General features: G+C 66.2%; 22 protein-coding genes. 20 read left to right on the forward strand and 2 right to left on the reverse strand.

All coding sequences use genetic code 11. From position 1 onward, the window contains the following. Window positions 1–277 precede the first annotated feature (277 nt). From ACFPK0_RS05050 to ACFPK0_RS05145, 20 genes are all read left to right on the forward strand, one after another. Window positions 278–1,549, forward strand: coding sequence for an efflux RND transporter periplasmic adaptor subunit (locus ACFPK0_RS05050; RefSeq protein ID WP_377338853.1), 1,272 nt, complete (start codon window positions 278–280; stop codon window positions 1,547–1,549). A gap of 129 nt (window positions 1,550–1,678) precedes the next feature. After that, complete coding sequence (locus tag ACFPK0_RS05055; protein WP_056081199.1) at window positions 1,679–2,398, forward strand: ABC transporter ATP-binding protein; 720 nt, start codon at window positions 1,679–1,681, stop codon at window positions 2,396–2,398. Between the two features lie 108 nt (window positions 2,399–2,506). Then, window positions 2,507–3,820: an ABC transporter permease gene (locus ACFPK0_RS05060; protein ID WP_377338856.1), complete on the forward strand. Its 1,314-nt coding sequence runs from the start codon at window positions 2,507–2,509 to the stop codon at window positions 3,818–3,820. A gap of 22 nt (window positions 3,821–3,842) precedes the next feature. After that, on the forward strand, window positions 3,843–5,075 hold the full coding sequence (locus ACFPK0_RS05065) for an ABC transporter permease (RefSeq protein ID WP_377338858.1): 1,233 nt from the start codon (window positions 3,843–3,845) through the stop codon (window positions 5,073–5,075). A gap of 137 nt (window positions 5,076–5,212) precedes the next feature. Continuing rightward, window positions 5,213–6,529 carry an ABC transporter permease gene (locus ACFPK0_RS05070; RefSeq protein WP_377338861.1) on the forward strand — a complete coding sequence of 439 codons (1,317 nt, stop codon included), beginning with the start codon at window positions 5,213–5,215 and terminating at the stop codon, window positions 6,527–6,529. 10 nt (window positions 6,530–6,539) lie between these two features. Continuing rightward, a complete protein-coding gene (locus ACFPK0_RS05075; protein WP_377338863.1) occupies window positions 6,540–7,793 on the forward strand; it encodes an ABC transporter permease in 1,254 nt (417 codons plus the stop codon). Window positions 7,794–7,921: 128 nt separating this feature from the next. Next, window positions 7,922–9,229: an ABC transporter permease gene (locus ACFPK0_RS05080; protein ID WP_377338865.1), complete on the forward strand. Its 1,308-nt coding sequence runs from the start codon at window positions 7,922–7,924 to the stop codon at window positions 9,227–9,229. 11 nt (window positions 9,230–9,240) lie between these two features. After that, window positions 9,241–10,470: an ABC transporter permease gene (locus ACFPK0_RS05085; protein ID WP_377338868.1), complete on the forward strand. Its 1,230-nt coding sequence runs from the start codon at window positions 9,241–9,243 to the stop codon at window positions 10,468–10,470. 121 nt (window positions 10,471–10,591) lie between these two features. After that, window positions 10,592–11,893: an ABC transporter permease gene (locus ACFPK0_RS05090; RefSeq protein WP_056081178.1), complete on the forward strand. Its 1,302-nt coding sequence runs from the start codon at window positions 10,592–10,594 to the stop codon at window positions 11,891–11,893. A gap of 11 nt (window positions 11,894–11,904) precedes the next feature. Then, entirely contained in the window at window positions 11,905–13,122 is a 1,218-nt protein-coding gene (locus ACFPK0_RS05095; RefSeq protein ID WP_377338872.1) for an ABC transporter permease, read from the forward strand. Window positions 13,123–13,216: 94 nt separating this feature from the next. Continuing rightward, window positions 13,217–14,392: an alpha/beta fold hydrolase gene (locus ACFPK0_RS05100; RefSeq protein WP_377338875.1), complete on the forward strand. Its 1,176-nt coding sequence runs from the start codon at window positions 13,217–13,219 to the stop codon at window positions 14,390–14,392. Window positions 14,393–14,429: 37 nt separating this feature from the next. Beyond that, window positions 14,430–15,743, forward strand: coding sequence for an ABC transporter permease (locus ACFPK0_RS05105; RefSeq protein WP_377338877.1), 1,314 nt, complete (start codon window positions 14,430–14,432; stop codon window positions 15,741–15,743). Between the two features lie 11 nt (window positions 15,744–15,754). Continuing rightward, window positions 15,755–16,987 carry an ABC transporter permease gene (locus ACFPK0_RS05110; protein WP_377338879.1) on the forward strand — a complete coding sequence of 411 codons (1,233 nt, stop codon included), beginning with the start codon at window positions 15,755–15,757 and terminating at the stop codon, window positions 16,985–16,987. 175 nt (window positions 16,988–17,162) lie between these two features. Further along, window positions 17,163–18,503 (forward strand): sigma-54-dependent transcriptional regulator, encoded by a 1,341-nt coding sequence (locus ACFPK0_RS05115; protein WP_056081169.1) that lies wholly within the window; start codon window positions 17,163–17,165, stop codon window positions 18,501–18,503. Between the two features lie 71 nt (window positions 18,504–18,574). Beyond that, window positions 18,575–18,901: a hypothetical protein gene (locus ACFPK0_RS05120; RefSeq protein ID WP_235578676.1), complete on the forward strand. Its 327-nt coding sequence runs from the start codon at window positions 18,575–18,577 to the stop codon at window positions 18,899–18,901. A 127-nt stretch (window positions 18,902–19,028) separates the two neighbouring features. Then, window positions 19,029–20,411 carry a sensor histidine kinase gene (locus ACFPK0_RS05125; protein ID WP_056081162.1) on the forward strand — a complete coding sequence of 461 codons (1,383 nt, stop codon included), beginning with the start codon at window positions 19,029–19,031 and terminating at the stop codon, window positions 20,409–20,411. 60 nt (window positions 20,412–20,471) lie between these two features. After that, complete coding sequence (locus ACFPK0_RS05130; RefSeq protein WP_377338882.1) at window positions 20,472–21,416, forward strand: SPFH domain-containing protein; 945 nt, start codon at window positions 20,472–20,474, stop codon at window positions 21,414–21,416. Window positions 21,417–21,479: 63 nt separating this feature from the next. Continuing rightward, entirely contained in the window at window positions 21,480–21,854 is a 375-nt protein-coding gene (locus ACFPK0_RS05135) for an endonuclease domain-containing protein (RefSeq protein ID WP_377338884.1), read from the forward strand. A 36-nt stretch (window positions 21,855–21,890) separates the two neighbouring features. Then, window positions 21,891–22,340 (forward strand): NfeD family protein, encoded by a 450-nt coding sequence (locus ACFPK0_RS05140; protein WP_056081159.1) that lies wholly within the window; start codon window positions 21,891–21,893, stop codon window positions 22,338–22,340. Next, complete coding sequence (locus tag ACFPK0_RS05145) at window positions 22,337–23,608, forward strand: threonine/serine exporter family protein (protein WP_377338886.1); 1,272 nt, start codon at window positions 22,337–22,339, stop codon at window positions 23,606–23,608. The genes ACFPK0_RS05140 and ACFPK0_RS05145 overlap by 4 nt, the downstream gene beginning before the upstream one ends. A gap of 149 nt (window positions 23,609–23,757) precedes the next feature. Here ACFPK0_RS05145 and ACFPK0_RS05150 read toward each other — a convergent pair whose 3' ends face one another. Together ACFPK0_RS05150 and ACFPK0_RS05155 are read right to left on the reverse strand one after the other, a co-directional pair. Then, window positions 23,758–24,252 carry an asparaginase domain-containing protein gene (locus ACFPK0_RS05150; RefSeq protein WP_377338888.1) on the reverse strand — a complete coding sequence of 165 codons (495 nt, stop codon included), beginning with the start codon at window positions 24,250–24,252 and terminating at the stop codon, window positions 23,758–23,760. Window positions 24,253–24,360: 108 nt separating this feature from the next. Continuing rightward, window positions 24,361–26,001, reverse strand: a complete 1,641-nt coding sequence (locus ACFPK0_RS05155) for an acyl-CoA dehydrogenase family protein (RefSeq protein ID WP_377338890.1) — start codon at window positions 25,999–26,001, stop codon at window positions 24,361–24,363. Between the last annotated feature and the right edge of the window lie 76 nt (window positions 26,002–26,077).

Below are 26,077 nucleotides of genomic sequence, written 5' to 3' on the forward strand. Positions count from 1 at the left end.
CAAGCGGGAGAAGGGGGCATCCCGCCCTACCGCGTCGCGGGCTTGCGCCGCGAGCTTTTGCCGTTTCCTTCTCCCGCTTCGCGGGAGAAGGGGCCGAAGGCGGATGAGGGCGCCTTGGCTGTCCGCCTGTCCGCCCTATTGTCCGCGGACACTGGAGTCTTTCCGCAGCTGTGACCTAACTGACTGATTGGTAAGCCAAATCAGTACCGGGTACTGCTGGCACAGCGTTTGCAATCATCCCTTCGCAACCGCGCTGTCCGCGGTCGGGAAGGGCAAGATGATTCGTGATACCTCCGCGCAAGACCGCATGGTCGAGGTCAAACCCAACCGTCGGCGACGGGTGATTCTGGCGGGCGTTGGCGTGGCCGTGCTGGCCTTGCTGGTGTGGTTGGCGCCGGGGATCGGGCGCATGTTTTCCGCGTCCGCGTCGGTCAGCAGTTCGCGGTTGTCGTTCGCCACGGTGGAGCGTGGGCCGTTCGTGCGCGACATCGCGGCCGAGGGCAAGGTGGTGGCGGCGGTCAGCCCAACGCTGTATGCCACGTCGGGCGGCGCGGTGACCTTGAAGGTGCACGCGGGCGACACGGTGAAGCAGGGTCAGGTGCTGGCCACCATCGTGAGCCCCGAGCTGACCAACAAGCTGGCGCAGGAACAGAGCAACGCCGACGCGATGGAGGTGGATTACCAGCGCGCCCAGATCGATGCGCGCAAGCAGCGCGGCGAACTGCAGAAGGCGTACGACAACGCCAAGATCGACGAGCAGGCCGCCGCGCGCGATCTCGATCGCAACCAGAAGGCGTTCGGCAAGGGCGCCGTGCCCGGCATGGACGTGGACCGTGCCAAGGACGCCCTGCACAAGGCGCAGATCACCCTGCAGCACGCCCAGGCCGACCTGGGCATGGACAACGCCAGCCTCAACTTCGACATCCAGTCGAAGAAGCTGGCGCACGAACGCCAGTTGCTGCTGGTGAAGGATCTGCAGCGCCAGGTCGACGACCTCAACGTGAAATCGCCGGTGGACGGGCAGGTCGGCCAGCTGTTTATCGCCGAGCGCGCCACCGTGGCCAAGGATGCGCAACTGCTCAGCGTCATCGACCTGTCCGCGCTGCAGGTGGAAATGCAGGTGCCGGAAAGCTTCGCCCGCGATCTGGGCATCGGCATGGCCGGCGAGATCAGCGGCAATGGCCATACCTGGAAAGGTTTGGTCAGCGCGATCTCGCCCGAGGTGGTCAACGGCCAGGTGGCCGCGCGGCTGCGCTTCGCCGGCGACACGCCCAAACAGTTGCGGCAGAACCAGCGCCTGTCCGTGCGCGTGCTGCTGGACAAGCGCGACAACGTGCTGACCGTGCAGCGCGGCTCGTTCGTGGACGAATCCGGCGGCAGCTACGCCTATCTGGTGCGCGACGACATCGCCACCAAGACTCCCATCCGCGTGGGCGCCTCCAGCATCGACAAAGTGGAAATCCTCGAAGGCCTGAAGGAAGGCGACCGCATCGTGATTTCCGGTACCGACAGCTTCAAGGGCGCGACGACGGTCGCGATCAGTAACTGACGATTTGCCCGCAGGGCGGATGAGGGTGCGGTGCCTTGCGCGGAATCCCCGCAAGCCCCGAACCCTCTCCCCAACCCCTCTCCCACGGGGAGAGGGGCTTCAAGATCACCACCACCAAGGGACGCAACCATGCTGAAAATGACCCACCTGTCCAAGGTCTACCGCACCGAAGTGGTGGAGACCTACGCGCTGCGCGATTTCAACATCGACGTGAAGGAAGGCGAGTTCGTGGCCGTTACCGGTCCGTCCGGTTCGGGCAAGACCACCTTCCTCACCATCGCCGGTTTGCTGGAGACCTTCAGCGGTGGCGAGTACCACCTCGATGGCATCGAGGTGAGCAACCTCAACGACAACGCCCGCTCGAAGATCCGCAACGAGAAGATCGGCTTCATCTTCCAGGCGTTCAACCTGATCCCCGACCTCAACGTGTTCGACAACATCGAGGTGCCGCTGCGCTACCGCGGCATGAAGGCGGCCGAGCGCAAGCAGCGGATCATGGAGTCGCTGGAGCGCGTGGGCCTGGCCTCGCGCGCCAAGCACTACCCGGCCGAACTCTCCGGCGGCCAGCAGCAACGCGTGGCCATCGCCCGCGCCCTGGCCGGCTCGCCGCGCCTGCTGCTGGCGGATGAGCCCACCGGCAACCTGGACACGCAGATGGCGCGCAGCGTGCTGGAGTTGCTGGAAGACATCCACCGCGAAGGCGCCACCATCGTGATGGTCACGCATGACCCCGAGCTGGCCGCCCGCGCCCAGCGCAACGTGCACATCATCGACGGCCAGGTGGTGGAGTTGTCGGAAGACCCGCGCTTTCACCCGGCGCAAGTCGCCGCTGGCGAAGTGCGTGGCTGAAGAGCAGGGAATGGGGAATCGGGAATAGGGAATCGTTGAGAGCGCAAGCTCGCGAGACCGCCGCTTTCCGATTCCCCATTCCCGATTCCCCATTCCCGGAACCCACGCATGTTCATCTACTACTTCCAACTCGGTCTTCGCAGCCTGCGCCGCAACCCGGCTCTGACGGCGTTGATGGTGATGGCGATCGGGTTTGGCGTGGCCGCGTCGATGATCACCTGGTCGGTGTTTCGGGCGGTGTCGGGCGATCCGATACCCGGCAAATCCGGCCAGCTCTATACGGTTCTGGTCGACAACCGCGGTCCGCAATACAACGACAAGGGTGAGCCGCCGGAGGCGCTTACCTATACCGACGCTACCGCGCTGGTCGCCGCGCGCAAGGCCGCGCACCAGACGCTGTTGTTCGAGGTGGCGCCGTCGGTGCTGCCGGAAGGCAACCAGAGCCTGCCTTTCATCGCTCACGGTTACGCCACCAACACGGACTTCTTCGGCATGTTCGAGGTGCCGTTCGAGTTTGGTGGCGCCTGGCGCGCCAGCGACGACGAGGGCCGCGCGGCGGTGGCGGTGATCAGCCACGCGCTCAACCAGCAGCTTTTCAACGGCGCCGATAGCGTGGGCCGCGAAATCACCATGGATCGGCACAGTTACCGCATCGTCGGGGTGACGGCGCACTGGGATCCAAAGCCACGTTTCTACGACTTGTTCAGCGGCAACGCCTTCGGCGACCCAGTGCAGGTGTATCTGCCGTTCTCCCGCGCGGTCGACGTGGAGATGGACACCGCGGGGCGCAACAACTGCGGGAGCAACGCGGATTTCGGTAGCGGCCGCGATGCCTGGTTGCACGGCGAGTGCGTGTGGGTGCCGATGTGGGCGGAGCTGGCCGACCAGCCGGCTGCGAACGCCTATCGCGATTTCCTCACCCACTACGCCGCCGAGCAGCAGCGTGCCGGTCGCTTCCATTGGGCGCCGAATGTGCGCCTGCGCGACGTCAACAACTGGCTCGACTACAAGCAGGTGGTGCCGCCGGAGAGTCGCATCTCGCTGATGGTGGCGCTGGGCTTCTTCGTGATCTGCCTGGTCAACACCATCGGCCTGCTGCTGGCCAAGTTCATGCGCCGTGCGGCGGAGATCGGCGTGCGCCGCGCACTCGGCGCACCGCGCGGCGAGATCTACCGCCAGTTTCTGACCGAGGCAGCCACCGTGGGCCTGGCCGGCGGCGTGCTCGGCCTGCTGCTGACGGCGCTGGGCATGTTCGGCGTGGGTTTGCTGTTCGAGCCGCAGATCGCCCGGCTGGCGCATCTCGACGCGTCGCTGGTGGCGATGACCTTGCTAGTGGCGGTCGTGGCGACCGTGCTGGCGGCCTTCTATCCCACCTGGCGCGCCGCGAGAGTGCAGCCGGCGTGGCAGCTGAAATCCAACTGAAGGCATGGGGCAGGCTCCAGTCATGCAGATCAAACCCATCCTCGCGGCAATGCGCCACCACAAAGCCGGCACTGTGCTGATCGCGCTGCAGATCGCGCTGACCCTGGCGATCGTGTGCAACGCGCTGTTCATCATCCAGCAGCGCATCGAACGCATGGCGCGCCCCAGCGGCCTGGATGAAACCAACCTGTTCGTGATCCGCAGCGACTGGGCCGACAAGTCCGACCCGCAGCGCATCGACGCGCAGATGCGCGCCGACCTGATCGCCCTGCACCAGCTCGGCAGCGTGCAGGATGCCGCGCCGATCAACAGCTTTCCGCTGCTTGGCAGCGGCTGGGACAACTTCATCAAGCTGCAGCCCGACCAGGTGAAGATGACCACCGACGCGGCAATATTTTTCTCCGATGAACACGCCCTGGCCGCGCTGGGTACACGCCTGATCGCGGGGCGCAATTTCACCGCCAGCGAGGTAGGCGCGCAGCAGCCGCGCGATGCGATGCATGCGGCGCAGGTGATCATCAGCAAGGACCTGGCGCACCGGCTCTACCCCGATGGCTCCGCGCTGGGCAAGACCATCTATGTGACGATGGGGCGCACGCCATCCACCGTCATCGGCATCACCGACACGCTGCAGGCGCACATGACCGGCAGCTGGGCCGGCCCCTATGCGTACAACGCGGTGCTGGTGCCGGCGCGGCTGTTGAACGACTACACCTACTATCTGGTGCGTGCGCGACCGGGCCAGCTCGATGCCGCGATGCGAGATGCGCCCAAGGCGCTGTTCGCGCAAAGCCGCATGCGCATCATCGACCCCGAGGACGGCGTGATGACCTTCGCCCAGGTGCGCCAACGCGCCTACGGGCCCGACCGCGGCATGGCGATCCTGATGGCCATCATCAGCGCGGTGCTGCTGGCGATCACCGCCGCGGGCATCGTGGGCCTCACCAGTTTCTGGGTCGGCCAGCGGCGCAAGCAGATCGGCGTGCGCCGCGCGCTGGGCGCCACGCGCCGCGACATCCTCAACTATTTCCTTACTGAAAACTTGTTGATCGGCATCGGCGGGGTGATGGTCGGCGCGGTGCTGGCGATCGGTATCAACGTGTGGATGGTCAGCCAGTTCGAAATGGCGCGGCTGTCGCTGGCTTACGTGGCGGCCGGCGTGGTGGCGTTGTTGGTGCTCGGCCAAGGTGCGGTGCTGGCGCCGGCGTTGCGTGCTTCGCACGTATCGCCGGTGGAGGCAACGCGGAGTGTGTGAGTTTCTACTCCCTCCCCTGCATGCAGGGGAGGGCTGGGGTGGGGTGCTTTTGCTTTTCGCGGGATAGCTCAAGGAGCACCCCCTCCCAACCTCCCCCTGCTTTGCAGGGGGAGGAGACAAACAACGGAGTGAATGGAATGTTTGCCTACTACCTCGAACTGGCCCTGCGCAGCCTCAGGCGAAGCCCCGGCCTCACCGCGTTGATGGTGCTGGCGATCGGCTTCGGCGTCGCCGCGTCGATGACGACGTACTCGGTGTTTCGCGCGGTTTCGGGTGACCCGATCCCGTGGAAGTCGGCACAGTTGTTCGTGCCCCAGGTCGACAACTGGGGTCCGAAGGATCGCGACACCGATGGCGAGCCACCCAGCGCCATGAGCTATGTGGACGCCACCACGCTGATGCGCGACCACCGCGCCAAGCGGCAATCGGCGATGTATCAGATCTCTCCCTCGGTGGTGCCCACGCAGGCCGGCAAGCATCCGCTCAACGTCACCGGCCATGCGGTGTACAGCGAGTTCTTCCCGATGCTGGACGTGCCGTTCCTCTACGGCAACGGCTGGAGCGCGCAGGACGATGCGCAGCGCGCCGCGGTGGCGGTGATCAGCAGCAAGCTCAACGAGAAGCTGTTCGGCAATGTCGACAGCGTGGGCCGTACGGTGAACATCGAAGGCCGCGATTACCGCGTGGTCGGCGTGCTCGATCACTGGAATCCGCAACCGCGCTTCTACGATGTGACGAACACGGGCGGCTTCAGCGAAAACGTCGAGGACGTCTTCCTGCCGTTCGAGCGCGCGATCTCCGTGGGCTTGCCCAACAACGGCAACACCAACTGCAACGCCACGCCGAAGGAGTCGGGCTTCGTGGGACTGCAGCATTCGGAATGCGTGTGGATCGCCTACATGGCCGAGCTGGACGATGCGGCGGCGGTCACCGCGTATCGCCAGTACCTGGACGCCTATGCGAAAAACCAGCAGAAGGCAGGCCGTTTCGGCTGGGCACCCAACAACCGCCTGCGCAACCTGCCGGATTACCTGGAACAACAACAAGTGGTGCCGCGCGATACCAAGGTGTCGCTGCTGGTGGCGCTGGGCCTGCTGCTGGTGTGCCTGGTCAATACCGTGGGCCTGCTGCTGGCCAAGTTCCTGCGCCGCAGCGGCGAGATCGGCGTGCGCCGCGCGCTGGGTGCGCCGCGCAAGGCGATCTACCTGCAGTTTCTCACCGAGGCCGGCATGGTCGGCGCGGCCGGCGGCGTGCTGGGTCTGCTGCTGACCGGCGTGGGCGTGGCCAGCGTGGGCCTGGTGTTGCCCAAGAGCATTTCCGACCTGGCCAGGCTCGACCTTTCGCTGCTGGTGATCACCCTGCTGGTGGCCGTATCGGCGACCCTGCTGGCCGGGCTTTACCCCACCTTCCGTGCGTCGCGCGTGCAGCCCGCGTGGCAACTGAAAAGCAATTGAGGATCGACCGATGACCTTGCATCCCATCCTCGCCGCATTGCGCAAGCACAAGGCCGGCGTCGTGCTGATCGCCATGCAGATCGCGCTGACCCTGGCGATCGTCTGCAATGCGGTGTTCATCATCGGCCAGCGCATCGAACGGGTGAACCGCCCGACCGGGCTGGACGAGAGCAACCTGTTCCTGGTCACCCAGCAATGGGTGGGTGCGCCGGGCGAAGACGTGCCCGGTGGCGTGGACAAGCTCGATGCCATGCAGCTCGAGGATCTGGCGGCGTTGCGCCAAATGCCCGACGTGGTGTCGGTGGCGCCGATCAATTCGATGCCGCTGCTCGACTCGTCATGGAACGGCGCCATCGCCACCAAGCCAGGGGATACGCAATTCCGCGGCAAAAGCGTTACCCGCACCACGTATTACTTCAGCGACGAGCATGTCTTGCCCACGCTCGGCGTGCGGCTGGTCGCCGGGCGCGCGTTCAATGCCGGCGACGTGGTGCACCAGGGATTCCGCGACCAGCGTGATCCGGACATCGCGATCCTGACCAAGGCGCTTGCCGACAAATTGTTCCCGGATGGTGCCGTGGGCAAGGCCGTTTACCTCAACGGCAACAACAAGCCGGTCACCGTGATCGGCGTGGTCGAGCGCATGCAGGTGCCGTATGCCGGCGGCGGCGACGAGGTGGCGTGGAACTCCACCCTGATACCCGCCCGCCTGAACGCGAACTTCGCCCGCTACGCGGTACGCACCAAGCCGGGCCGCCTGGACGAGGTGATGCGCGCGGTGATGCCGGCGCTGTACAAGGTCAACCCGATGCGTGTGCTCGACGACGACAGCGTGCGCTCGTTCGGCGAGATCCGCGACAAGGCCTATCGCGCCGATCTTGGCATGGCGATCCTGATGGGCGTGGTGTGCCTGATCCTGCTGTGCGTCACCGCCGCCGGCATCGTGGGGCTCACCAGTTTCTGGGTCGGCCAGCGGCACCGGCAGATCGGCGTGCGGCGCGCGCTGGGCGCACGCAAGATCGACATCCTGCATTACTTCCAGATCGAGAACCTGCTGATCGCCGGCACCGGCGTGGTGATCGGCGTGCTGCTGGCGGTGGGGCTCAACCAGTGGCTGATGAGCCACTACGAGATGACCCGCATCCCTGTCCTGTACGTGCTCACGGGCGTGCTGGCAATGCTGGCGATTGGCCAGGCCGCGGTGTTTGTGCCGGCGCGACGCGCGTCGAACGTGGCGCCGGTGGTGGCGACGCGCGCGGTGTGATCAACAAGCAGGGAATCGGGAATAGGGAATAGGGAATCGGTAGAGCAACAGCCGCACGCTCTGGCTTTTCCCATTCCCCATTCCCGATTCCCCATTCCCCATTCCCATCTCCAAAGGAGACACCGAAGGTGTTCGGCTACTACCTCGACCTGGCCCTGCGCAGCCTGAGGCGCAACAAGGCGCTCACCGTGCTGATGGTGCTGGCGATCGCGCTGGGTATCGGTGCGTCGATGACCACGCTTACGGTACTGCACGTGCTGTCGGGCGATCCGCTGCCGGGGCGCAGCGGATCGCTGTATTACCCGCAGATCGACCCGCGCGACGACAGTGGCCAGATGCCCGGCAAGGAGCCGCCGACGCAGGTCACCCTCGCCGACGGGCTCAACCTGCTGCATGCGAAACGGGCGGATCGACAGGCGTTGATGACCGGCGGTTACGTGCCGGTGCAGTCCGATTCCGCGGTGGTCGATCCGTTCTACGTGGAGGCGCGTTTCACTACCGCCGATTTCTTTCCCATGTTCGGCGCGCCGTTTCGCTACGGCCGCGGCTGGAATGCCTTCGACGACGAGACCAGGGCACGCGACGTGGTGATCAATGGCGAGCTCAACGGCCGCCTCTTCGGTGGCGCCGACAGCGTGGGCCGCACGCTGCGCATCGCCGACACCCGTTTCCGCATCGTGGGCGTGCTCGACGACTGGGCGCCCAATCCGCATTTCTACGATCTCAATACCGGCTCGTTCGGCCGTACCGAGCAGGTGTTCGTGCCGTTGCAGACGGCCATGGGTTTGAAGCTGGAGCGCCACGGTTCCAACGACTGCTGGGGCAAGGGCGCCGGTGGTGTGGGCCGGATCTACCCCGGCGAAAGCTGCGTGTGGTTGCAGTTCTGGGCGCAGCTGGACAGCGCGGTGAAGGTTGCCGCCTACGAGCAGTTCCTGGTGCATTACTCGCAGGAGCAGAAAGCGCTGGGACGCTTCGTGAGGCCGCCGAACGTGCGCCTGCGCAACGTGATGCAGTGGCTGGCCCACGAAAAAGTGGTGCCGGACGACGTGCGCCTGCAGACCGGGCTGGCGTTCGGCTTCCTGCTGGTGTGCCTGGTCAACACGATGGGCTTGATGCTGGCCAAGTTCATGCGTCGCGCCGCCGACCTCGGCGTGCGTCGCGCGCTGGGGGCGTCCAAACGTTCGCTGTTCGCGCAGTTGCTGGTGGAGTCGGGCGTGGTGGGCATCGTCGGTGGCGTGGGCGGCCTGCTGTTGGCGGGCCTGGGGTTGTGGGCGGTGCGGCAGCGCCCGTCCAGTTATGCCGCGCTGGCGCATCTGGACGGCAGCATGTTGCTGGTCACCTTTGCACTGGCGCTGGGTTCCACCCTGGTCGCCGGCATGCTGCCCGCCTGGCGCGCCTGCCAGGTGCCGCCCGCCCTGCAGCTCAAGAGCAATTGAGGACGACACGGATGGAACTGCGACCGATTCTCTCCACACTGCGACGGCACAAGACCACCGCATGGTTGCTGATACTGGAAATCGCGCTGACCTGCGCGATCGTCTGCAACGCGGTGTTCATGATCAACCACCGCCTGCAGCACATGCAGATGTCCACCGGCATCGACGAGCACGCCCTGGTGCAGATACAGGTGGCCGAAGTGGCGCCCTTGCCGGATATCTACGCGCGGGCGCGGGAGGATCTGGCCGTCATCCGGCAGGTGCCCGGCGTGCAGGCCGCGACCCTGGTGAACCAGGTGCCGCTGGGCTCGTCGTCGTCGAATGCCAGCATCTTTCTCGACCCCGCGCAACGCCAGCCGACCCTCAATGCCGGTACGTATTTCGGCGCGGATCTGGCGCCCACGATGGGCCTGCGCCTGCTGGCGGGACGTTACCTGCGCCCCGAGGAAGTGCTTGATTCAGACATCGTGCTCAAGGCCGTGGCCAATGGCGATACGGACGTCATCGCCCCGGTCACGGTGATCACGCAGGCGATGGCGCAACGCTTGTGGCCGGGCGGCGAGGCGCTGGGCAAGATGATCTATCTCGGACCGATCGGTGTGCGGGTGGTCGGCGTGGTGGCGGAACTGGCGCGTGCCAATGCGTACGATGACGCCACCGCGCAATACTCGATGATCCTGCCCATGTTCATGGGCGCCGGCAAGGACCAGAGCTACCTCATCCGCACCCGGCCGCAGGACCGTCACGCCGTGCTCAAGGCCGCCGTGGCCGCACTGAAAAAGGCCGACCCCCGCCGCGTGGTGACCACGCAACGCACGTATGACGAGGTGCGCGAGAAGTTCTTCGAGAATGATCGCTCCATGGCCGGCATCCTGGTGGGAGCGATCGCCGCGCTGCTGATCGTCACCGCGCTGGGCATCGTGGGCCTGGCCAGTTTCTGGGTGGCGCAACGCCGCCGCACCATCGGCGTGCGCCGCGCGCTGGGTGCGACCCGCCGCAACATCCTCGTTTACTTCCAGACCGAAAATTTCCTGCTGGCCACCATCGGCATCGCGCTGGGCATGGTGCTGGCCTACGGCATCAACCTGTTTTTGATGATGCATTACGAATTGCCGCGCCTGCCGGCCATCTATTTCCCCGTGGGCGCGATCGCGTTGTGGCTGATCGGGCAAGTGGCCGTGCTGGGGCCTGCATTGCGCGCGGCGGCGGTGCCGCCGGTAGTGGCCACGCGATCAGTGTGATCAACAAGCAGGGAATGGGGAATCGGGAATAGGGAATCGGTAGAGCAACAGCGGCCCGCTCTGGCTTTTCCCATTCCCTATTCCCGATTCCCCATTCCCTCCTCCGAAGGAGTCACCGAAGGTGTTCACCTACTACCTCAACCTCGCGCTGCGCAGCCTCAAGCGCAACAAGGTGCTCACCGCGCTGATGGTGGTGGCCATTGCCGTGGGTATCGGCGCGAGCATGACCACGCTCACGGTGGTGCATCTGCTGTCCGGCGACCCGATACCGGGCAAGAGCAGCGTGCTGTATTTCCCGCAGCTCGATCCCGAGAATCCTGCCAGAGCGGATCACGCCGAGCCTTATGCCATGATGGATTACCGCTCGGCGGTGGATCTGTGGAGCGCGCACCGCGCCGATCGCCAGGCCATCCTTACCAGCAGTTCCGTGAAGGTGCGCGCAGCGGAAACCGGTCGACCACCGCTGATGCTGGGCCTGCTTTCCACCTCCGCGGATTTCTTCCCGATGTTCCAGGTGCCGTTCCAGTACGGCTCCGGCTGGAGCGCGGAAGACGACGCTCGCCACGCACGCGTGGTGGTGATCTCGCACGATCTGAACGACAAGCTGTTCGGTGGCGCCAACAGCGTCGGCCGCAGCCTGAGAGTGCGCGACACCGACGTGCGCATCGTGGGCGTGCTCAAACCATGGCGACCCACGCCGCTGTTCTACGACCCGTGGCCGCAGAACTTCAGCAAGACGGAGGATGTATTTGCGCCGTTCACCAGCAGCATGGAAATCAACGAGGGCAATTTCCTGCCCTACACCTGCTGGCATGTGCCGGAGGATACGCACCACCTGCAGAACGCGGATTGCGTGTGGGTGTGGTTGTGGGCGGAGCTGGACAGCCCGGCGAAGGCGGCGGCCTATGCGCGCTTCGTGGGCGATTACGCGGATCAGCAGAAGGCGTCGGGGCGGTTTGCGACGGGCAGGGAGCATGTGCGGATGCGTGACGTGATGACGATGCTGACCGCACGCGGCATGGTGCCTGGCGATGTACGCCTGCAGGCATGGCTGGCGTCGGCTTTCCTCGCGATCTGCCTGTTCAACGCGGTGGGTTTGTTGCTGGCGAAGTTCCTGCGCCGCAGCGGTGAGATCGGCGTGCGCCGCGCGCTCGGCGCGAGCCGTCGCGCGATCTTTGCGCAGTGCCTGGTGGAAGCCGGCGTGATCGGTCTGCTTGGCGGGTTCTTCGGCTGGCTGCTGACGCTGGCCGGCTTGTGGCTGGTGCGACAGCAACCGGTGGATTACGCCCATCTCGCGCATCTGGACACCGGCATGTTCCTGGCCACCTTCGTCATGGCGATAGCAGCGAGCCTGCTGGCCGGGGTGATACCCGCGCTGCGCGCCAGCCGCGTGGTGCCCGCCTGGCAACTCAAGGCGCTGTGAGGAGGATGACCATGCAGATTCGACCCATACTCGCCGCCTTGCGTCGCCATCGGCTCGCCACGCTGCTGATCGCCATGGAAATTGCGCTGGCTTGCGCCGTGCTGTGCAACGCGTGTTTCCTGGTGGTGCAGCGCTGGAAGCTGATCCAGATAAACAGCGGTGTCGATGAAAGCGCGCTGGCGGTGCTGACGGTCAATGGCTTCGACCCCAGCCAGGCCGCAGACCTCAATGCGCGCATGCTGACCGGCTTGCGCACCATCCCTGGCATGCAGTCGGTCACCGTGACCAACCAGGTGCCGTTCGGAACCCAGGCCGGCGCAGCGGGCGTTTCGCACGACCCCGGCAGTTTCAAGAACAAGATCGGCGTGGTGGATTTCGTGCTGGGCGGCCCGGGCACGTATCAGGCGCTGGGCCTGAAGCTGGTCGAGGGCCGCCTGCCGCAGACGGACGACTATCGCCCTGCCACCAATTTCGCGCCGCCGGATGCGCGGGTGCTGGTCAGTCGCGCGCTGGCGGATCACGCCTGGCCGGGGGAAAGCCCACTGGGCAAGGACTTCTGGTGCGACAAGCTGCACTTCCGCGTGATGGGTGTGGTCGATCATCTGGCGCGCGCGCATCCGCATGATTGGGGCACGCAGGCAACAGAGTGGACGGTGTTCACGCCCACGCTGCCGGGAGGCTCGCTGGCCGGCACGTACCTGCTGCGTGCCGACCCGCACGATCTGCCGCGCGTACTGCACAACGCGCGCGACGCCGTGGCGAAGATTGCCCCCGATGTGGTGCTGGATCAGGAAAACAGCCAGACCGTGAGCGACCTGCGCACGACCTACTTCGAATCCGATCGCATCATGATCAACCTGCTGCTCGGCGTGATCGTCACCCTGCTCGGCGTCACCGCGCTGGGCATCGTCGGCCTGGCCAGCTTCTGGGTGCAGCAGCGCCGTCGACAGATCGGCATCCGCCGCGCCATCGGCGCCACGCGCGGCGACATCCTGCGCTACTTCCAGATCGAGAACTTCCTGATCGTCAGCGGCGGCATCGTGCTGGGCATGGCGCTGGCGTTCGGGTTGAACCTGCTGCTGATGCAGCACTACGAATTGCCACGCCTGCCGGTTTACTACCTGCCGATCGGTGCACTGACGCTGTGGGGGCTGGGGCAGCTTGCCGTGCTCGGCCCCGCGCTGCGTGCGGCAGCGGTGCCGCCGGTGGTGGCCACGCGCAGCGTGTGATGGGTTGCCTCTCGGGACATGTCGCGGTGAAGGCTCGTATCGGTGGTTCGGTTTCCGGCATTTCCAACATGGAGTTTCAATGAACACTTTCCGCATGACACTTCTTTGCATGGCGACCGTCGCCGTGGCCACGATGGCGCGTGCGGCGTGGGCGACGCCCGCGCCAGCAGATGCCCCGGCAGTGTCGGCATCATCGAGTGCCACGCCCCGGATGTTTTCGCGTGACGAGATCACCGGCATCATCGACAACACCCGTCGCATCGTTTCACCCAACGGCGTGGACGAACGCATCAAGCTGCGTATCGGCGGCATCGACCAGTGGGTGTCGATTCGCGGGCGCGACCGCCGCAATCCGATCCTGCTGTTTCTCCACGGTGGCCCGGCGTCGGTGGTGATGCCGGCGAGCTACACGTTCCAGTCGCCGTGGGAGGATTACTTCACCGTCGTGCAGTGGGACCAGCGCGGCGCCGGCAAGACCTATGCGGCCAACACCGAAGCGCAGATGTCGCCGGGCATGACCGTCGACGGCATGACCGACGACGCTGCGCAACTCGTGCAATACCTGCGCAAGCACTACGGCAAGCAGAAGATTTTCCTGCTCGGCCATTCCTGGGGCACCGTGCTGGGCACGCGGCTGGCGCAGCAGCATCCGGATTGGTTCTACGCCTACATCGGCGTCGGCCAGGTGGTGAACGTTCGCAGGAACGAGGAGATCGGTTTCGCCTTCGCCCTGCGCAAGGCTAAGGCCGACCACAACCAGGCGGCCGTACGCGAGCTGGAGGCGTTGATGCCCTATCCGGGCACGGGGCCCATGACGATCCCGCGCATCGGCACGCGCAGCAAGTGGGAGGCCTACTACGGCGGCCTGGCCTATGGCCGCAGGGACTTCTCCTACGACGCCGACGCCGGCGCCCTGTCGCCCGATTACAGCCAGGCTGAGCTCGCTGCGATCGGCAAGGGCAGCCTGTACACGCTCCATCACCTGCTGCAGCCGCTGCTCAGCCTGAACCTCGACAACGTAACGGCGTTCCGCTGCCCGGTGATCCTGTTCGTCGGGCAACACGACTACACCACCTCGCACGAACTGGCCGAGCAATGGTTCGACCGCATCCAGGCGCCGTCGAAGCACCTGGTGCTGTTTGCGGAATCGGCGCACATGGTGATGCAGGATCAACCGGGCCGATTCCTGATGCACCTGGTGACGGATGCGTTGCCGTTTGCCCAGAAGGCCGGCGATGCGGCACCGGCGGAAATCACCCGCGGCGATTGATCGTCCACGCTTCCGCCAGCCATTCAAGGGGAATGGGATGTTTGCTTATTACATGGAACTTGCGCTGCGCAGCCTGAAGCGAAGCCCGGTGCTCACCGCGCTGATGGTGCTGGCGATCGGCCTGGGCATCGGCGCCAGCATGACGATGATCACGGTGTTGCATGTGATGACCGAGGATCCGTTGCCGGGGCGCAGTGCGCATCTCTATACGCCGCACCTTGATCCGCTGCCGCTGGATTACACGCACGGCGGCAACGGTCCCGATCCTGCCGACAACCTCACTTGGCCCGATGCGATGTCCCTGTTGCGCGCGCACCGCGGCGTGCGCCAGGCGGCGATGGCGGGTGGCTCGCTGCTGGTGCGCCCCGCGCGGGCGGACGTGCGTCCGTTCCGCGTGGATGGGCGTTATGCCACGGCGGACATCTTCGCGATGTTCGGCATCTCGTTCGAGCATGGACAGGGCTGGTCCGCCGCCGACGATGCCGCACGGACGCATGTGGTGGTGCTCGGCGAGACGCTGGATCGCAAGCTGTTCGGCGGCAGCGGAGGCGTCGGTCAGGTCGTGCGGCTGGGTGAACACGACTTCCGCGTGATCGGCGTCACCACCGACTGGCAGCCGCAACCGATGTTCCATGCCGACCTGTCGGCGCAATCGTTTGGCGATGCGGATCAATTCTTCCTGCCGTTGTCCGCCGCGGTGGACCTGAAGTTGCCGACCAACGGGAATCAATCCGGCTGGGGCAAGGACGACGCCGGTGATTCCATGACCAGCGGCAACATGTCCTGGCTGCAATTCTGGGTGCAATTGCAAAGCCCCGGGCAGGTGCAGGCGTATCGCCAGTTCCTGCTCGACTATTCCGCCCAGCAGAAGGCGCTGGGCCGCTTCCAGCGCCCGCCCACGGAAGCGAAGCTGTACAGCCTGATGGGCTGGCTGGCGCACCGCAACCTGGTGCCCACGGATGTGCGCCTGCAGCTGTGGCTGGCGCTGGGTTTCCTGTTCGTGTGCATCGTCAACATCATGGCCTTGCTGCTGGCGAAGTTCCTGCGCCGCAGCGGCGAGATCAGCGTGCGTCGCGCGCTGGGTGCGCGCCGGCGTGACATCTTCCTGCAGCTGGGCATCGAGTCGGCGATGGTCGGCGTGGCCGGCGGCCTGTCCGGCTTGCTGATCGCCCAGCTCGGCCTGTGGAGCGTGCGCCATCGCCCCGACGACTATGCGCAACTGGCGCAGATGGACACGTCGATGCTGCTGGGCACGTTCGCGCTGGCGGTCGCCGCCAGCCTCCTGGCCGGCCTGTTGCCGACATGGCGCGCGTGTCGCGTGCCGCCCGCACTGCAACTGAAGGCCTTGTGAGGACATCCAGCATGGAACTGCGCCCGATACTCTCGACCCTGCGTCGACACAAACTTACCGCGACCCTGCTGGTGCTGCAGGCTGCCCTGACCTGCGCGATCGTCTGCAACGTGGTGTTCATGATCGCCAATCGCCTGCAGCGGATCAGCGTGCCGACCGGGATCGCCGAAAGCGAGCTGTCGGTGATCCCCAGCACGAGCATCGAGGAGGGCGAGAATCCGCAGGCGCGGCATGCCGCGGACCTGGCTGCCCTGCGTGGCGTGCGCGGCGTGCAGTCGGTGGTGGCGGTCAGCTATTCGCTGCCGCTGGATCGCAGCGAGTCGTCCAGCGGCATCTGCCCCAGCAAGCAGGCGCTGGATCGGGCGATGCAGCTCAATACGATCGAAGGCAGCGGTTGCATGCAACCTGCCGTCTACGACGGCACCCCCGGTCTGGTCGGCACGCTGGGCCTGCACCTGGTCGCGGGGCGCGACTTCCGGCCGGAAGACTACGTGAGCCAGGGCAAGCCCGCGGTGGCCATCGTCAGTCGCGCGCTGGCGCAACACCTGTATCCGGGCAAGCAGGCGCTGGGCCAGAGCATGTACGACGGCGACAACTACATTCGCATCGTGGGCATCGTCGACCGGTTGCTGCGCCCGAACCTGCGCTCGCCGGCGGTGGACGAGGACAGCATGATCTGGCCGCAGCTGCCGCCGGGCTCAGGCGTGCTCTACGTGCTGCGCAGCGCCCCCGGTGATCGGGCGCGGGTCCTGCAGGAGGGTTCGGCGGAATTGCTGAAGCTCAACGCGAACCGGCTGATCAGTGCCGCCCGCACGCAGACCTACGAGGAGATCCGGGCGGCCTACTTCCAGCGCGACACCACCATGATCGGCCTGCTGCTGGCTTCGGCCCTGGGCCTGCTGTTCGTCACCGCACTGGGTATCGCAGGGCTGGCCAGCTTCTGGGTGCAGCAGCGCACGCGCAGTATCGGTATCCGCCGCGCCATCGGCGCCACCCGCGGCGACATCCTGCGCTATTTCCAGGCCGAGAATTTCCTGATCGTGGGCGCAGGCATCGTGTTGGGCATGGCGCTGGCGTTCGGCTTGAACGCGGTATTGATGACGCATTACGAAGTGCCGCGATTGCCTTTGTTCTATCTGCCGATCGGCGCGCCGGTGCTGTGGCTGCTGGGCCAGCTCGCCGTACTCGGCCCCGCGCTCCGCGCCTCGGCGGTGCCGCCGGTGGTGGCGACGAGGTCGGTGTGACGAAACGCCACCAAAACCGACATGTGGGAGCGACTTCAGTCGCGATGCTCTTGCGCGAACCGAAAAGCATCGCGACTGAAGCCGCTCCTGCAGGCATCATTGAGGTACTTCCGCCAAAAGTCATGGCAACCTTCCCGGCCTTGGCGGCATCCATGACCGCATGTGCAGAAAGCCTATGAGAACTGTCCTTGTCATCGACGACAACCCGGCCGTGGGTGAGGCGTTGTCGCTGGCGTTGTCGTTGAACGAGATCAAGCCGCTTACCGCGCTCACGCCTGACGAGGGGCTGGCGTTGCTGGCGCGTGGCCAGGTGGATGTGGTGATCCAGGACATGAACTTCACCGCCGACACCACCTCGGGCGAGGAGGGCGTGGCGCTGTTCCGTGCCATCCGCGAGCGGCATCCGGATTTGCCGGTGATCCTGCTGACCGCGTGGACGCACCTGGAAACCGCGGTGGAGCTGGTCAAAGCCGGCGCCGCCGATTACCTGGCCAAGCCGTGGGACGACAACAAGCTGCTGGCCACGGTAGAGAACCTGCTGGAGCTGTCCGAATCCACCCGCGAGGTGTCGCGCAGCCGGCGCGAGCGGCGCCAGCGCAGCGATCAGCTGCGCAAGAACTACCAGCTGGACGGTCTGGTGTTCGCCTCCGACGCGATGGCGCGCACGCTGGAGCTGGCCTGCCAGATCGCCCGTTCGGACGTACCGGTGCTGATCACCGGCCCCAATGGCGCCGGCAAGGAGCGCATCGCCGCGATCGTGCATGCGAACTCCGCGGTGAAGCGCGGCCCGTTTATCGCGGTGAACTGCGGTGCATTGCCCGGCGAGCTGATCGAGGCCGAGCTGTTCGGCGCCGATGCCGGTGCCTATACCGGCGCCAACAAGGCGCGCGAGGGACGCTTCGAGCTGGCCGATGGCGGCACCTTGTTCCTGGACGAGATCGGCAACCTGCCGTTGTCCGGCCAGGTGAAACTGCTGCGCGTGCTGGAGACGGGCCAGTACGAACGGCTGGGTTCCGGGCGCACGCGGCAGGTGAAGGTGCGCGTGCTGTCGGCCACCAATGCCGACCTGAAGGCGATGGTGCGTGCCGGCACGTTCCGCGAGGACCTGTATTACCGGCTCAACGTGATCGAGGTGAACCTGCCGCCGTTGAGCGAGCGCAGCGACGACATCCTGCCGCTGGCCGAATTTTTCCTCGGTGGCCGCGCCGAACTGGGCGATGCGGCGCGCGAGCTGCTGCTCGGCTACCCGTGGCCGGGCAACGTGCGCGAGTTGAAAAACGCCATCGAGCGCGCCGCATTGCTCTCGGGCGGCGGGTCGATCACACCGGAGCTGCTCAACCTGCCGCAGCACGTTTCCAGCGTGGCGCGCAGCCTGGACGAGCCCAGCCGCGAGGTGGTGGAAAGCGCGTTGCACAAGGCCGACGGGGTGGTCAGTCGTGCAGCGCAACAACTGGGCCTGTCGCGACAGGCACTGTACCGGCGCATGGAGCGCTACGGCCTGGCGTCGTCAAACTGAGATGCAGTGGCCTTGCCGCGCCGCGCTGGTCGTAGAAAGATGGGCGCCGTCTGTCTCGGGGGAGAACTGTCATGCGATACGTAATGGCACCGCTGCCGGCACTGCTGCTGGGTGCGCTGGTGGCCCAAGCCGCCTTGACCCAGCCAACCATCGCGCAAAAGTGGACGATCCCGGCAACGGAGTCGCCCGCCATCGACTACCGCGTCGGATCGCCGCGGCTCGACGCGCCGCCACCCAGTCCGTTCGAGTTCGACGACCATCGCCCGCGCGGCCCGGTGGGCCAGCCGCCGCCGCGACCCAACGACCGCAATGTGGTGCTGGGCCTGGGCCTGCCGTGGACCGATGGCCGCCCGCCGCTGGATTGCGCGCAGACGCCGATGGATGCCAAGTGCCATTGAGGGATGGTGCGATTGTTCATTGCACAGCCCTTGTAGGAGCGACTTCAGTCGCGACCACGCAGAATCGACGGCCGTGGGTCGCGGCTGAAGCCGCTCCTACAGGTTTTGCGCAAAGGTGGAGTTCGCCATGTGGCGTTGGCTGACCTCGCTGCGGATGCGGCTGACCATCCTGCTGGTCGTGGCCGGTGTGGCGGGGGCCTTGATCTATGCCGGTGTCAGCCGCTGGCCCGTGCCGCAGGTGCTGCACTGGCTGCAGACCCAGGAGTCGTTTTCGGCGCATGCGTCGTCGGCGGGTGTCTATGGTGGCGTGCTGATCAGCCTGCTCGTGCTGTTGCCGCTGGCGCTCTGGCTGGCCGGGGTGGTGATGGCGCCGGTGAGCCGCTTGCTGCGCGCACTGGAAGGTGCGGTGGCCAGCTACCGCGATGGCGATTTCAGCTTCTCCATCGCCGTGGACCGGCGCGATGAACTGGGCGAATTGATCCGCATGCATAACGCGCTGGGCCAGACCCTGCGCGAGCAGCGCCAGCACCTGGTGCAGCGCGAACTGTTGCTGGACACCGTGGTGCAGAACACGCCGGTGGCGCTGGTGCTGACCGATGCGATCGGCCGCGTGGCCTACGCCAACATCGCCTCGCGCCACCTGTTCAACAACGGCCGCAGCCTGCAGGGGATGGATTTCTCGCAATTGCTGGCCGCCGGCCCCGACGCGCTGCGCCAGGCGGTGGAAAGCGGCGAGGATGCCCTGCTCAGCGTGGAAATGGATGGCGGGGAGGAAACCTTCCACCTTTCCCAGCGCGCGTTCCGGTTGCAGGGGCGACCGCACCGCCTGCAGTTGTTCCGCCGCATGACGCGCGAGCTGTCGCGGCAGGAAGTGGCGACCTGGAAGCGGGTGATCCGGGTGATCAGCCATGAGTTGAACAATTCACTGGCGCCGATTTCCTCGCTGGCGCACTCGGGTGCGGAGCTGGCCCGCCGCGGCGACGTGGCGCGGCTGCCGGGCGTGTTCGCCACCATCGGCGAGCGGGCCAACCATCTGCACGGTTTCATCGCCGGCTACGCCAGCTTCGCCAAGTTGCCCGCGCCGCGGTTGGCGCCGGTGGCATGGCAGCCTTTCCTCGACGCGCTGGCCTTGCACTGCCGCTTTCACCTGCTGGGGGAGGCGCCGGAGCGGCCGGGCGTGTTCGACGCGGTGCAGGTCGAGCAGGTGCTGATCAACCTGATCAAGAACGCCCACGAAGCCGGCGGCGACGAGGACGAGGTGTCGCTCGCCATCACGCAGGCCGGGCGCGACCTGCGCATCGAGGTGGCCGATCGCGGCCCGGGCATGAGCGAAACCGTGCTGGCGCAGGCGCTGCTGCCGTTCTATTCCACCAAGCGCGCCGGCACCGGCCTGGGCCTGGCCCTGGCGCGCGAGATCACCGAGGCGCACGGCGGCCGGGTGCTGCTGGCCAACCGCGAAGGCGGTGGTTTGCGGGTGACCTTGGTGCTGCCGCAGACCACGCCGAGATAACCGCTTTGGCCCGCGGCGCTCGCCTATACTCAGGACTTCTTCAGGGGATGGAGTTACGTCATGGGATTGGGACAACTGCTGGCGCTGGTCATTGTTTTTCTGGTGGTGGTCGGCATCGTCAAGCTGGTGCGCATCGTGCCGCAGGGCTACGAATGGACCGTGGAAACTTTCGGCAAATACACCCGCACGCTGACCCCGGGGCTGCATTTCCTGATCCCGATCTACCAGGCGGTCGGACGCAAGATCAACATGATGGAGCAGGTGCTGGACGTGCCCTCGCAGGACGTGATCACCAAGGACAACGCGGTGGTCGGCGTGGATGGCGTGGTGTTCTACCAGGTGCTGGACGCGTCCAAGGCGGCGTATGAAGTCTCCAACCTGGAGCAGGCCACGCTGGCGCTGATCATGACCAACATCCGCACCGTGCTGGGCTCGATGGATCTGGACGAAAGCCTCAGTCAGCGCGATGCCATCAACGCCAAGCTGCTGCGCGTGGTGGACGAGGCCACCCATCCGTGGGGCGTGAAGGTCAACCGCATCGAGATCAAGGACATCGCACCGCCGCGCGACCTGATCGACGCGATGGCGCGGCAGATGAAGGCCGAGCGCGAAAAGCGCGCCAACATCCTCGACGCCGAGGGTTTCCGCCAGGCGGCGATCCTGAAGGCCGAGGGCGAGAAGCAGTCGGTGATTCTGGCCGCCGAGGGCGAGAAGGAGGCCGCGTTCCGCAACGCCGAGGCACGTGAGCGTTCGGCCGAGGCCGAAGCGAAAGCCACCACGATGGTGTCCGACGCGATCGCCAGCGGCAATGTCAACGCGCTGAACTACTTCGTCGCCAACAACTACGTGGATGCGCTGAAAGAGATGGCCAAATCCCCCAACCAGAAAATGCTGCTGTTGCCGATCGAAGCCACCGGCATCCTCGGCTCGCTGGCCGGCATCGCGGAGTTGGCGAAGGAGTCGCTGGGCCAGCAGAAAACCGTCGTCCAACCGCCACTACGCTGATTTGCTCCCCTCTCCCGCTAGCGGGAGAGGGGCCGGGGGAGAGGGCAAGGAGCCGAAGAAGCCATGGACAACCTCAGCAACGCCAAATCCATGCGTTCAGCGCAAACACCGGCCGAGCAGCACCTCTGGTACCACCTGCGCGCGAATCGCTTCATGGGGCTGAAGTTCAAGCGACAGAAACCCCTCGGCCCCTACATCGTGGATTTGATCTGCCTGGAGCGCGGGGTGGTGATCGAAGTGGATGGCGGACAACACGGTGATGATGTTGCTTATGATCAGCGACGTGACCAGTGGTTGGCATCGCAAGGCTTCGTGGTGCGGCGCTTCTGGAATCACGATGTATTGAATCAAACGGAGAGTGTGCTGGAGCGGATTCGACTGGCTGTCGATGAGCAGTCCTTCAGCCCGCTGCCCTCTCCCCCAACCCCTCTCCCATGAATGGGAGAGGGGAGTTATCACTCCACGGAAACCATCATGTTCGAGGCCATTTCAACGCACTACCTGTGGTGGATACTCGCGTTGCTGTTGATCGCGGGGGAGTTGTTGCTGCCGGGGTATTTCCTGTTGTGGATAGGCATTGCCGCCGCCGCGATGGGCGTGGTGCTGTGGGTGGTGCCGACGCTGGGGATGCTGGCGCAGGCGATCGTGTTTGGCGTGCTGGCGTTCGCGGCCTGCGTGCTTTACGCGAAGTTTCTGCGGCCGCGGCTGGAGCGCAGCGAGCCGGGCAATGAGCGCTTGAACCGTCGTGGCGAGCAGATGATCGGCCAGCGCTACGAGTTGATCGAACCGATCATCAACGGCCGCGGCAAGGCGCGCGTGGGCGACGGTCAGTGGCTGGTCAGCGGGCCGGATCTGCCCGCAGGCAGCACAGTCGAGGTGGTGGCGGTGCAGGGCACCACGCTGCAGGTTCGCGCAGCGGCATGAATGCGGTCGTCAGCCAGCCGTTTGCGGCCATCGCGCTCAACACGCGCATTGCCTTCCTGGTGGAGCTGGCGCGGCGGCTGCATCAATACGGCACCTCCGCGCCACGGCTGGAGATGGCCATTTCCGGCGCAGCGCAGCGGCTGGAGCTGGTGGCGGATGTGTGGTCCAGCCCCACCGCCATCATCATCTCGTTCACCGACATGGCGCAGGGCGAGGAAGGCGTGGCGCAGACCACCCAGGTGATGCGGCTGGCGCCGGGCGAGGTGAACCTGGCGCGCCTGTGCCGCGCCGACGATATCGCCGATCGCGCCATCGCGGGCGAGCTGGATCTGCGCGAAGGCTTTCGCCAGTTGCGGCTGCTGGGTCGCCCCGATACGCCGTGGGAGCAGGCGGGCACCATCGCCAGCTACGGATTGTCTGCCGCCGCGATCGCAGCGTTGTTCCTGCACAGTTCGTGGGTCGACCTGGTGGTCGCCGGCGTGATCGGCGTGCTCATCGGCTGGATCGCGATACTCGCCGGTACGCGCCCGCGGTTGGCGGTGGCCAGCGACGTGATCTGCGCGATGGTGGCGACTACCGTGGCGATCGTGGTGAGCGCCTTCGTGGTGCCGCTGGCGATCAAGTCGGTGGTGTTGGCGGGCCTGATCATCCTGGTCCCGGGGATGTCGCTGACCAACGCGGTGCGCGAGATTTCCAGCCAGAACCTGGTTTCCGGCATGGCGCGCATGGGCGGCGCCATGGCGACGCTGCTGAAACTGGTGTTCGGCACCGTGGCCGCCACGCAGCTGTGCGCCGCCGCCGGTATCCACGCGCGCGATTACGCCTTGCCGGCGTTGCCGCCATGGACCGACTACGTGGCGCTGCTGGTGGGCGCGGTCGCGTTCGCCATCCTGTTTCGCGCCGCGCTGCGCGACTGGCCAGCGGTGATCGGTGCGGTGATCGTGGGTTACCTGGCCACGCGCTGGGGCGGCGAGATTTCCGGCGCGTTGCCGGCGGCGCCGTTCGGCGTGTTCCTGGGCGGCTTGCTGCTGGGCGCGTTCTCCAACCTGTACGCGCGCTATGCGCACCAGCCAGGCGCCGTGATCCGCGAGCCGGGCATCCTGCTGCTGGTGCCGGGCAGCGTGGGCTTTCGCAGCATGTCGTTCCTGCTGGAGCGCGATACGCCGCTGGGCCTGGACACCGCGATGCTGCTGCTGACCTTGCTGGTGTCGATCGTGGCGGGGCTGATGTTCGGCGATTTGCTGATCTCGCCAAGGCGCTCGCTGTAGCACCCAAACCTTCCTTCCCCCGCTTGCGGGGGAAGGTGCCGAAGGCGGATGGGGGTGCTCTTGATCTTGGCTTTTGCGCGGAAGAAGAGCGCCCTCTTCCGCCCTGCGGGCACCTTCCCCCGCAAGCGGGGGAAGGGAATGTCGGGCCTTCAGGCGCCTGACGCTTCCTCAAATCGGTTGGCGTCGCGGTTCTTGCGCACCTTGGCCGGGTCCCACACGCGGCCGTTCATGGTGATGTAGACGCCGTCGGGCAGGGTCTGTACAGCGGCCACCGCGCAGCCGATGTTGAACACTGCATCCGAGCCCTGGAAGCGCGCCGGGTTGAGCGCGCCGGTCAGCACGATCACCTTGCCCTTGATGTCGGCCAGCGCCCTGGCGGTGTCGACCATGGTGTCGGTGCCGTGCGTCACCAGCACGTGCCGGTGCGGCTGCGCCTCGATGGTGGAACGCACCAGGGCGCGGTCCTCGGCGGCCATGTGCAGGCTGTCCTTGCGCAGGATGGGAATCACGTCGAACTGGAAGCCCACGCCGAGCTGGGAGAGGATTTCGCCGATCTGCGGTGCGCCGATCTTGTAATCCGACTTGTCGTCGAAATAGATCTTGTCGATGGTGCCGCCGGTGGTGACGATGGTCAGATGCTGCATGGGGTCGGCCAATAGAGGGAATGACGCATTTTAGCCCGCCCGCACATCTGCGCCGTGCCCCCCTGTAGGAGCGGCTTCAGCCGCGACGCTTTTTGGCCGCGACCGTCTTCACCCCAGCAACAACCCAGTGTCCTCTGCATCCGGCGCAATCAACCGATTGAGCCCATGGCTGACAAACCGGCGCAACGCGGCCCCCGGCCGCCGCTCGCCGCTGCGCGCCGACCACACCGCCTGACGCGCCAGCAACGCCGCCGCCGCGCAACGGGCGAGGGTGAAAGCCAACCCGCGCGCGCCTGCTTCGAGCGACGCACGATCGGCGCCATGCCGATCGAGATGCGCGGTGGCCGCATCCAGCGCGCCCGTGATGACTGCCGCGGCTGCCGCGTCATCGCTGCCGGCCAGCCAGTCGTCGACCGCCAATCGCAACGCCGCCAATCCCTCGCCGGCCAGCGCCCGCAAACTGTCCAGCGACAACACGTTGGTGGTGCCTTCCCAGATCGGATACACCTGCGCGTCGCGCAGCAGTTGGGGCAGGCCGGTGTCCTCGATGTAGCCGGCACCGCCGAACCCTTCCAGCGCTTCGGAGCAGATTTTCACCGCCAGCTTGCCGGTCCACAGTTTCGCCAGCGGTGTGAGCAGGCGCAGCAGCGCCGCTTCATGCGCGGTCGCAGCGCCGCTCTCGACCCGACCCAGCAGATGCGCCACTTCGAATGCCAGCGCGAACGCGCCCTCGAACTCGGCCTGCATGTCCGCCAGCGTCTGCGCGTGCAGCGGCTGCTCGATCAATGGACGGCCAAACGCCTGCCGCCGCGTGGCGTAGTCGCGCGTCAGGCTGATCGCGCGGGCCATGCTGGCCACCGCGCAGACGGCATTCCAGGTGCGGGTGACGTTGAGCATCGGCGCCACCTGGCGCACGCCGTGAGCCAACTCGCCCACGGGCCAGGCGGGCAGGCCGTCGAGATGGATTTCCGCGGTGGGCAGCTCCTGCGTGCCCAGTTTGTCCTTCAGCCGGTCGATGATCAGCTCGGGTTTGCGCCGCTGGCCGTCCATCGTTTCCACGTAGAACAGTGCCAGCGCGGCGTTGCCCTCACCGGCGCCTTCGGGCCTGGCCAGCGCAAGTGCCGCTTCACCGACCACGGCCGAGCTGAACCACTTGCGGCCATGCAATCGCCACTGGCCATCGCCATCGCGGCGCGCCACCGTTTCGCTGTGGCTGACATCGGAGCCGCCGATGTTCTCGGTCATCCATTGGCCGCTGAGCCAGAACCGCGCCGGATCGCGGCTGAGGAAGTGCGGCAGCGCGCGCTCGATCAACGCCGCGTTGCCGGAGGCCTTGATCGCGGTGGCGGCGCCGTCCGTCATTGCCAGCGGGCAGGTGTAGAACTCGCTGGCCACGTGATACAGGTAGACGCGGGCGAACTCCTCCAGCCGCGCGTACTCGCCCGGCGCATGGCCGGCGGCAAGCACCGCGTGCCGCGTCGTCAGCTGCGGGCCTTCCAGCCACGCCGTGGTCAGCTCGATCCGGTCGACGCGATGGCCCCACGCGTCCCATTGGGTCAGTACCGGGTTGGGTCGGGTGCTTTCGCTGGCGCGTTGCCATGCCATCTGTGCGTAGTCGCCGAGGGCGGCGAGGTCGGCATCCAGCGCCGCGCGGCGTTCGGCCGGCAGCACACGATCGAGCAGGCCGTGCAGCAATCGATCGCTGCGCCACGGATGCGCCAGTTGCGGCCCTTCTTGCAGGAATCCCATGGGTGTTCTCCCTAGGAGCGTGGAAGCTTTCGCCAGACGACTAGAATAGGCGCGTTTCCATCGAGGCGTGCCAGCC

This window comes from Rhodanobacter ginsenosidimutans (assembly GCF_042655685.1).
GTDB classification, from domain to species: Bacteria; Pseudomonadota; Gammaproteobacteria; order Xanthomonadales; family Rhodanobacteraceae; genus Rhodanobacter; species Rhodanobacter ginsenosidimutans.

What these genes read in the sequence shown, in the direction of transcription:
- ACFPK0_RS05055 (WP_056081199.1), top strand. Translation starts at nt 1,679, where the DNA reads ATGCTGAAAATGACCCACCTGTCCAAGGTCTACCGCACCGAAGTGGTG.
- ACFPK0_RS05155 (WP_377338890.1), bottom strand. Translation starts at nt 26,001, where the DNA reads ATGGGATTCCTGCAAGAAGGGCCGCAACTGGCGCATCCGTGGCGCAGC.
- ACFPK0_RS05120 (WP_235578676.1), top strand. Translation starts at nt 18,575, where the DNA reads ATGCGATACGTAATGGCACCGCTGCCGGCACTGCTGCTGGGTGCGCTG.
- ACFPK0_RS05145 (WP_377338886.1), top strand. Translation starts at nt 22,337, where the DNA reads ATGAATGCGGTCGTCAGCCAGCCGTTTGCGGCCATCGCGCTCAACACG.
- ACFPK0_RS05065 (WP_377338858.1), top strand. Translation starts at nt 3,843, where the DNA reads ATGCAGATCAAACCCATCCTCGCGGCAATGCGCCACCACAAAGCCGGC.
- ACFPK0_RS05095 (WP_377338872.1), top strand. Translation starts at nt 11,905, where the DNA reads ATGCAGATTCGACCCATACTCGCCGCCTTGCGTCGCCATCGGCTCGCC.
- ACFPK0_RS05135 (WP_377338884.1), top strand. Translation starts at nt 21,480, where the DNA reads ATGGACAACCTCAGCAACGCCAAATCCATGCGTTCAGCGCAAACACCG.
- ACFPK0_RS05105 (WP_377338877.1), top strand. Translation starts at nt 14,430, where the DNA reads ATGTTTGCTTATTACATGGAACTTGCGCTGCGCAGCCTGAAGCGAAGC.
- ACFPK0_RS05085 (WP_377338868.1), top strand. Translation starts at nt 9,241, where the DNA reads ATGGAACTGCGACCGATTCTCTCCACACTGCGACGGCACAAGACCACC.
- ACFPK0_RS05100 (WP_377338875.1), top strand. Translation starts at nt 13,217, where the DNA reads ATGACACTTCTTTGCATGGCGACCGTCGCCGTGGCCACGATGGCGCGT.
- ACFPK0_RS05115 (WP_056081169.1), top strand. Translation starts at nt 17,163, where the DNA reads ATGAGAACTGTCCTTGTCATCGACGACAACCCGGCCGTGGGTGAGGCG.
- ACFPK0_RS05110 (WP_377338879.1), top strand. Translation starts at nt 15,755, where the DNA reads ATGGAACTGCGCCCGATACTCTCGACCCTGCGTCGACACAAACTTACC.
- ACFPK0_RS05130 (WP_377338882.1), top strand. Translation starts at nt 20,472, where the DNA reads ATGGGATTGGGACAACTGCTGGCGCTGGTCATTGTTTTTCTGGTGGTG.
- ACFPK0_RS05150 (WP_377338888.1), bottom strand. Translation starts at nt 24,252, where the DNA reads ATGCAGCATCTGACCATCGTCACCACCGGCGGCACCATCGACAAGATC.
- ACFPK0_RS05125 (WP_056081162.1), top strand. Translation starts at nt 19,029, where the DNA reads ATGTGGCGTTGGCTGACCTCGCTGCGGATGCGGCTGACCATCCTGCTG.
- ACFPK0_RS05140 (WP_056081159.1), top strand. Translation starts at nt 21,891, where the DNA reads ATGTTCGAGGCCATTTCAACGCACTACCTGTGGTGGATACTCGCGTTG.
- ACFPK0_RS05070 (WP_377338861.1), top strand. Translation starts at nt 5,213, where the DNA reads ATGTTTGCCTACTACCTCGAACTGGCCCTGCGCAGCCTCAGGCGAAGC.
- ACFPK0_RS05050 (WP_377338853.1), top strand. Translation starts at nt 278, where the DNA reads ATGATTCGTGATACCTCCGCGCAAGACCGCATGGTCGAGGTCAAACCC.
- ACFPK0_RS05060 (WP_377338856.1), top strand. Translation starts at nt 2,507, where the DNA reads ATGTTCATCTACTACTTCCAACTCGGTCTTCGCAGCCTGCGCCGCAAC.
- ACFPK0_RS05075 (WP_377338863.1), top strand. Translation starts at nt 6,540, where the DNA reads ATGACCTTGCATCCCATCCTCGCCGCATTGCGCAAGCACAAGGCCGGC.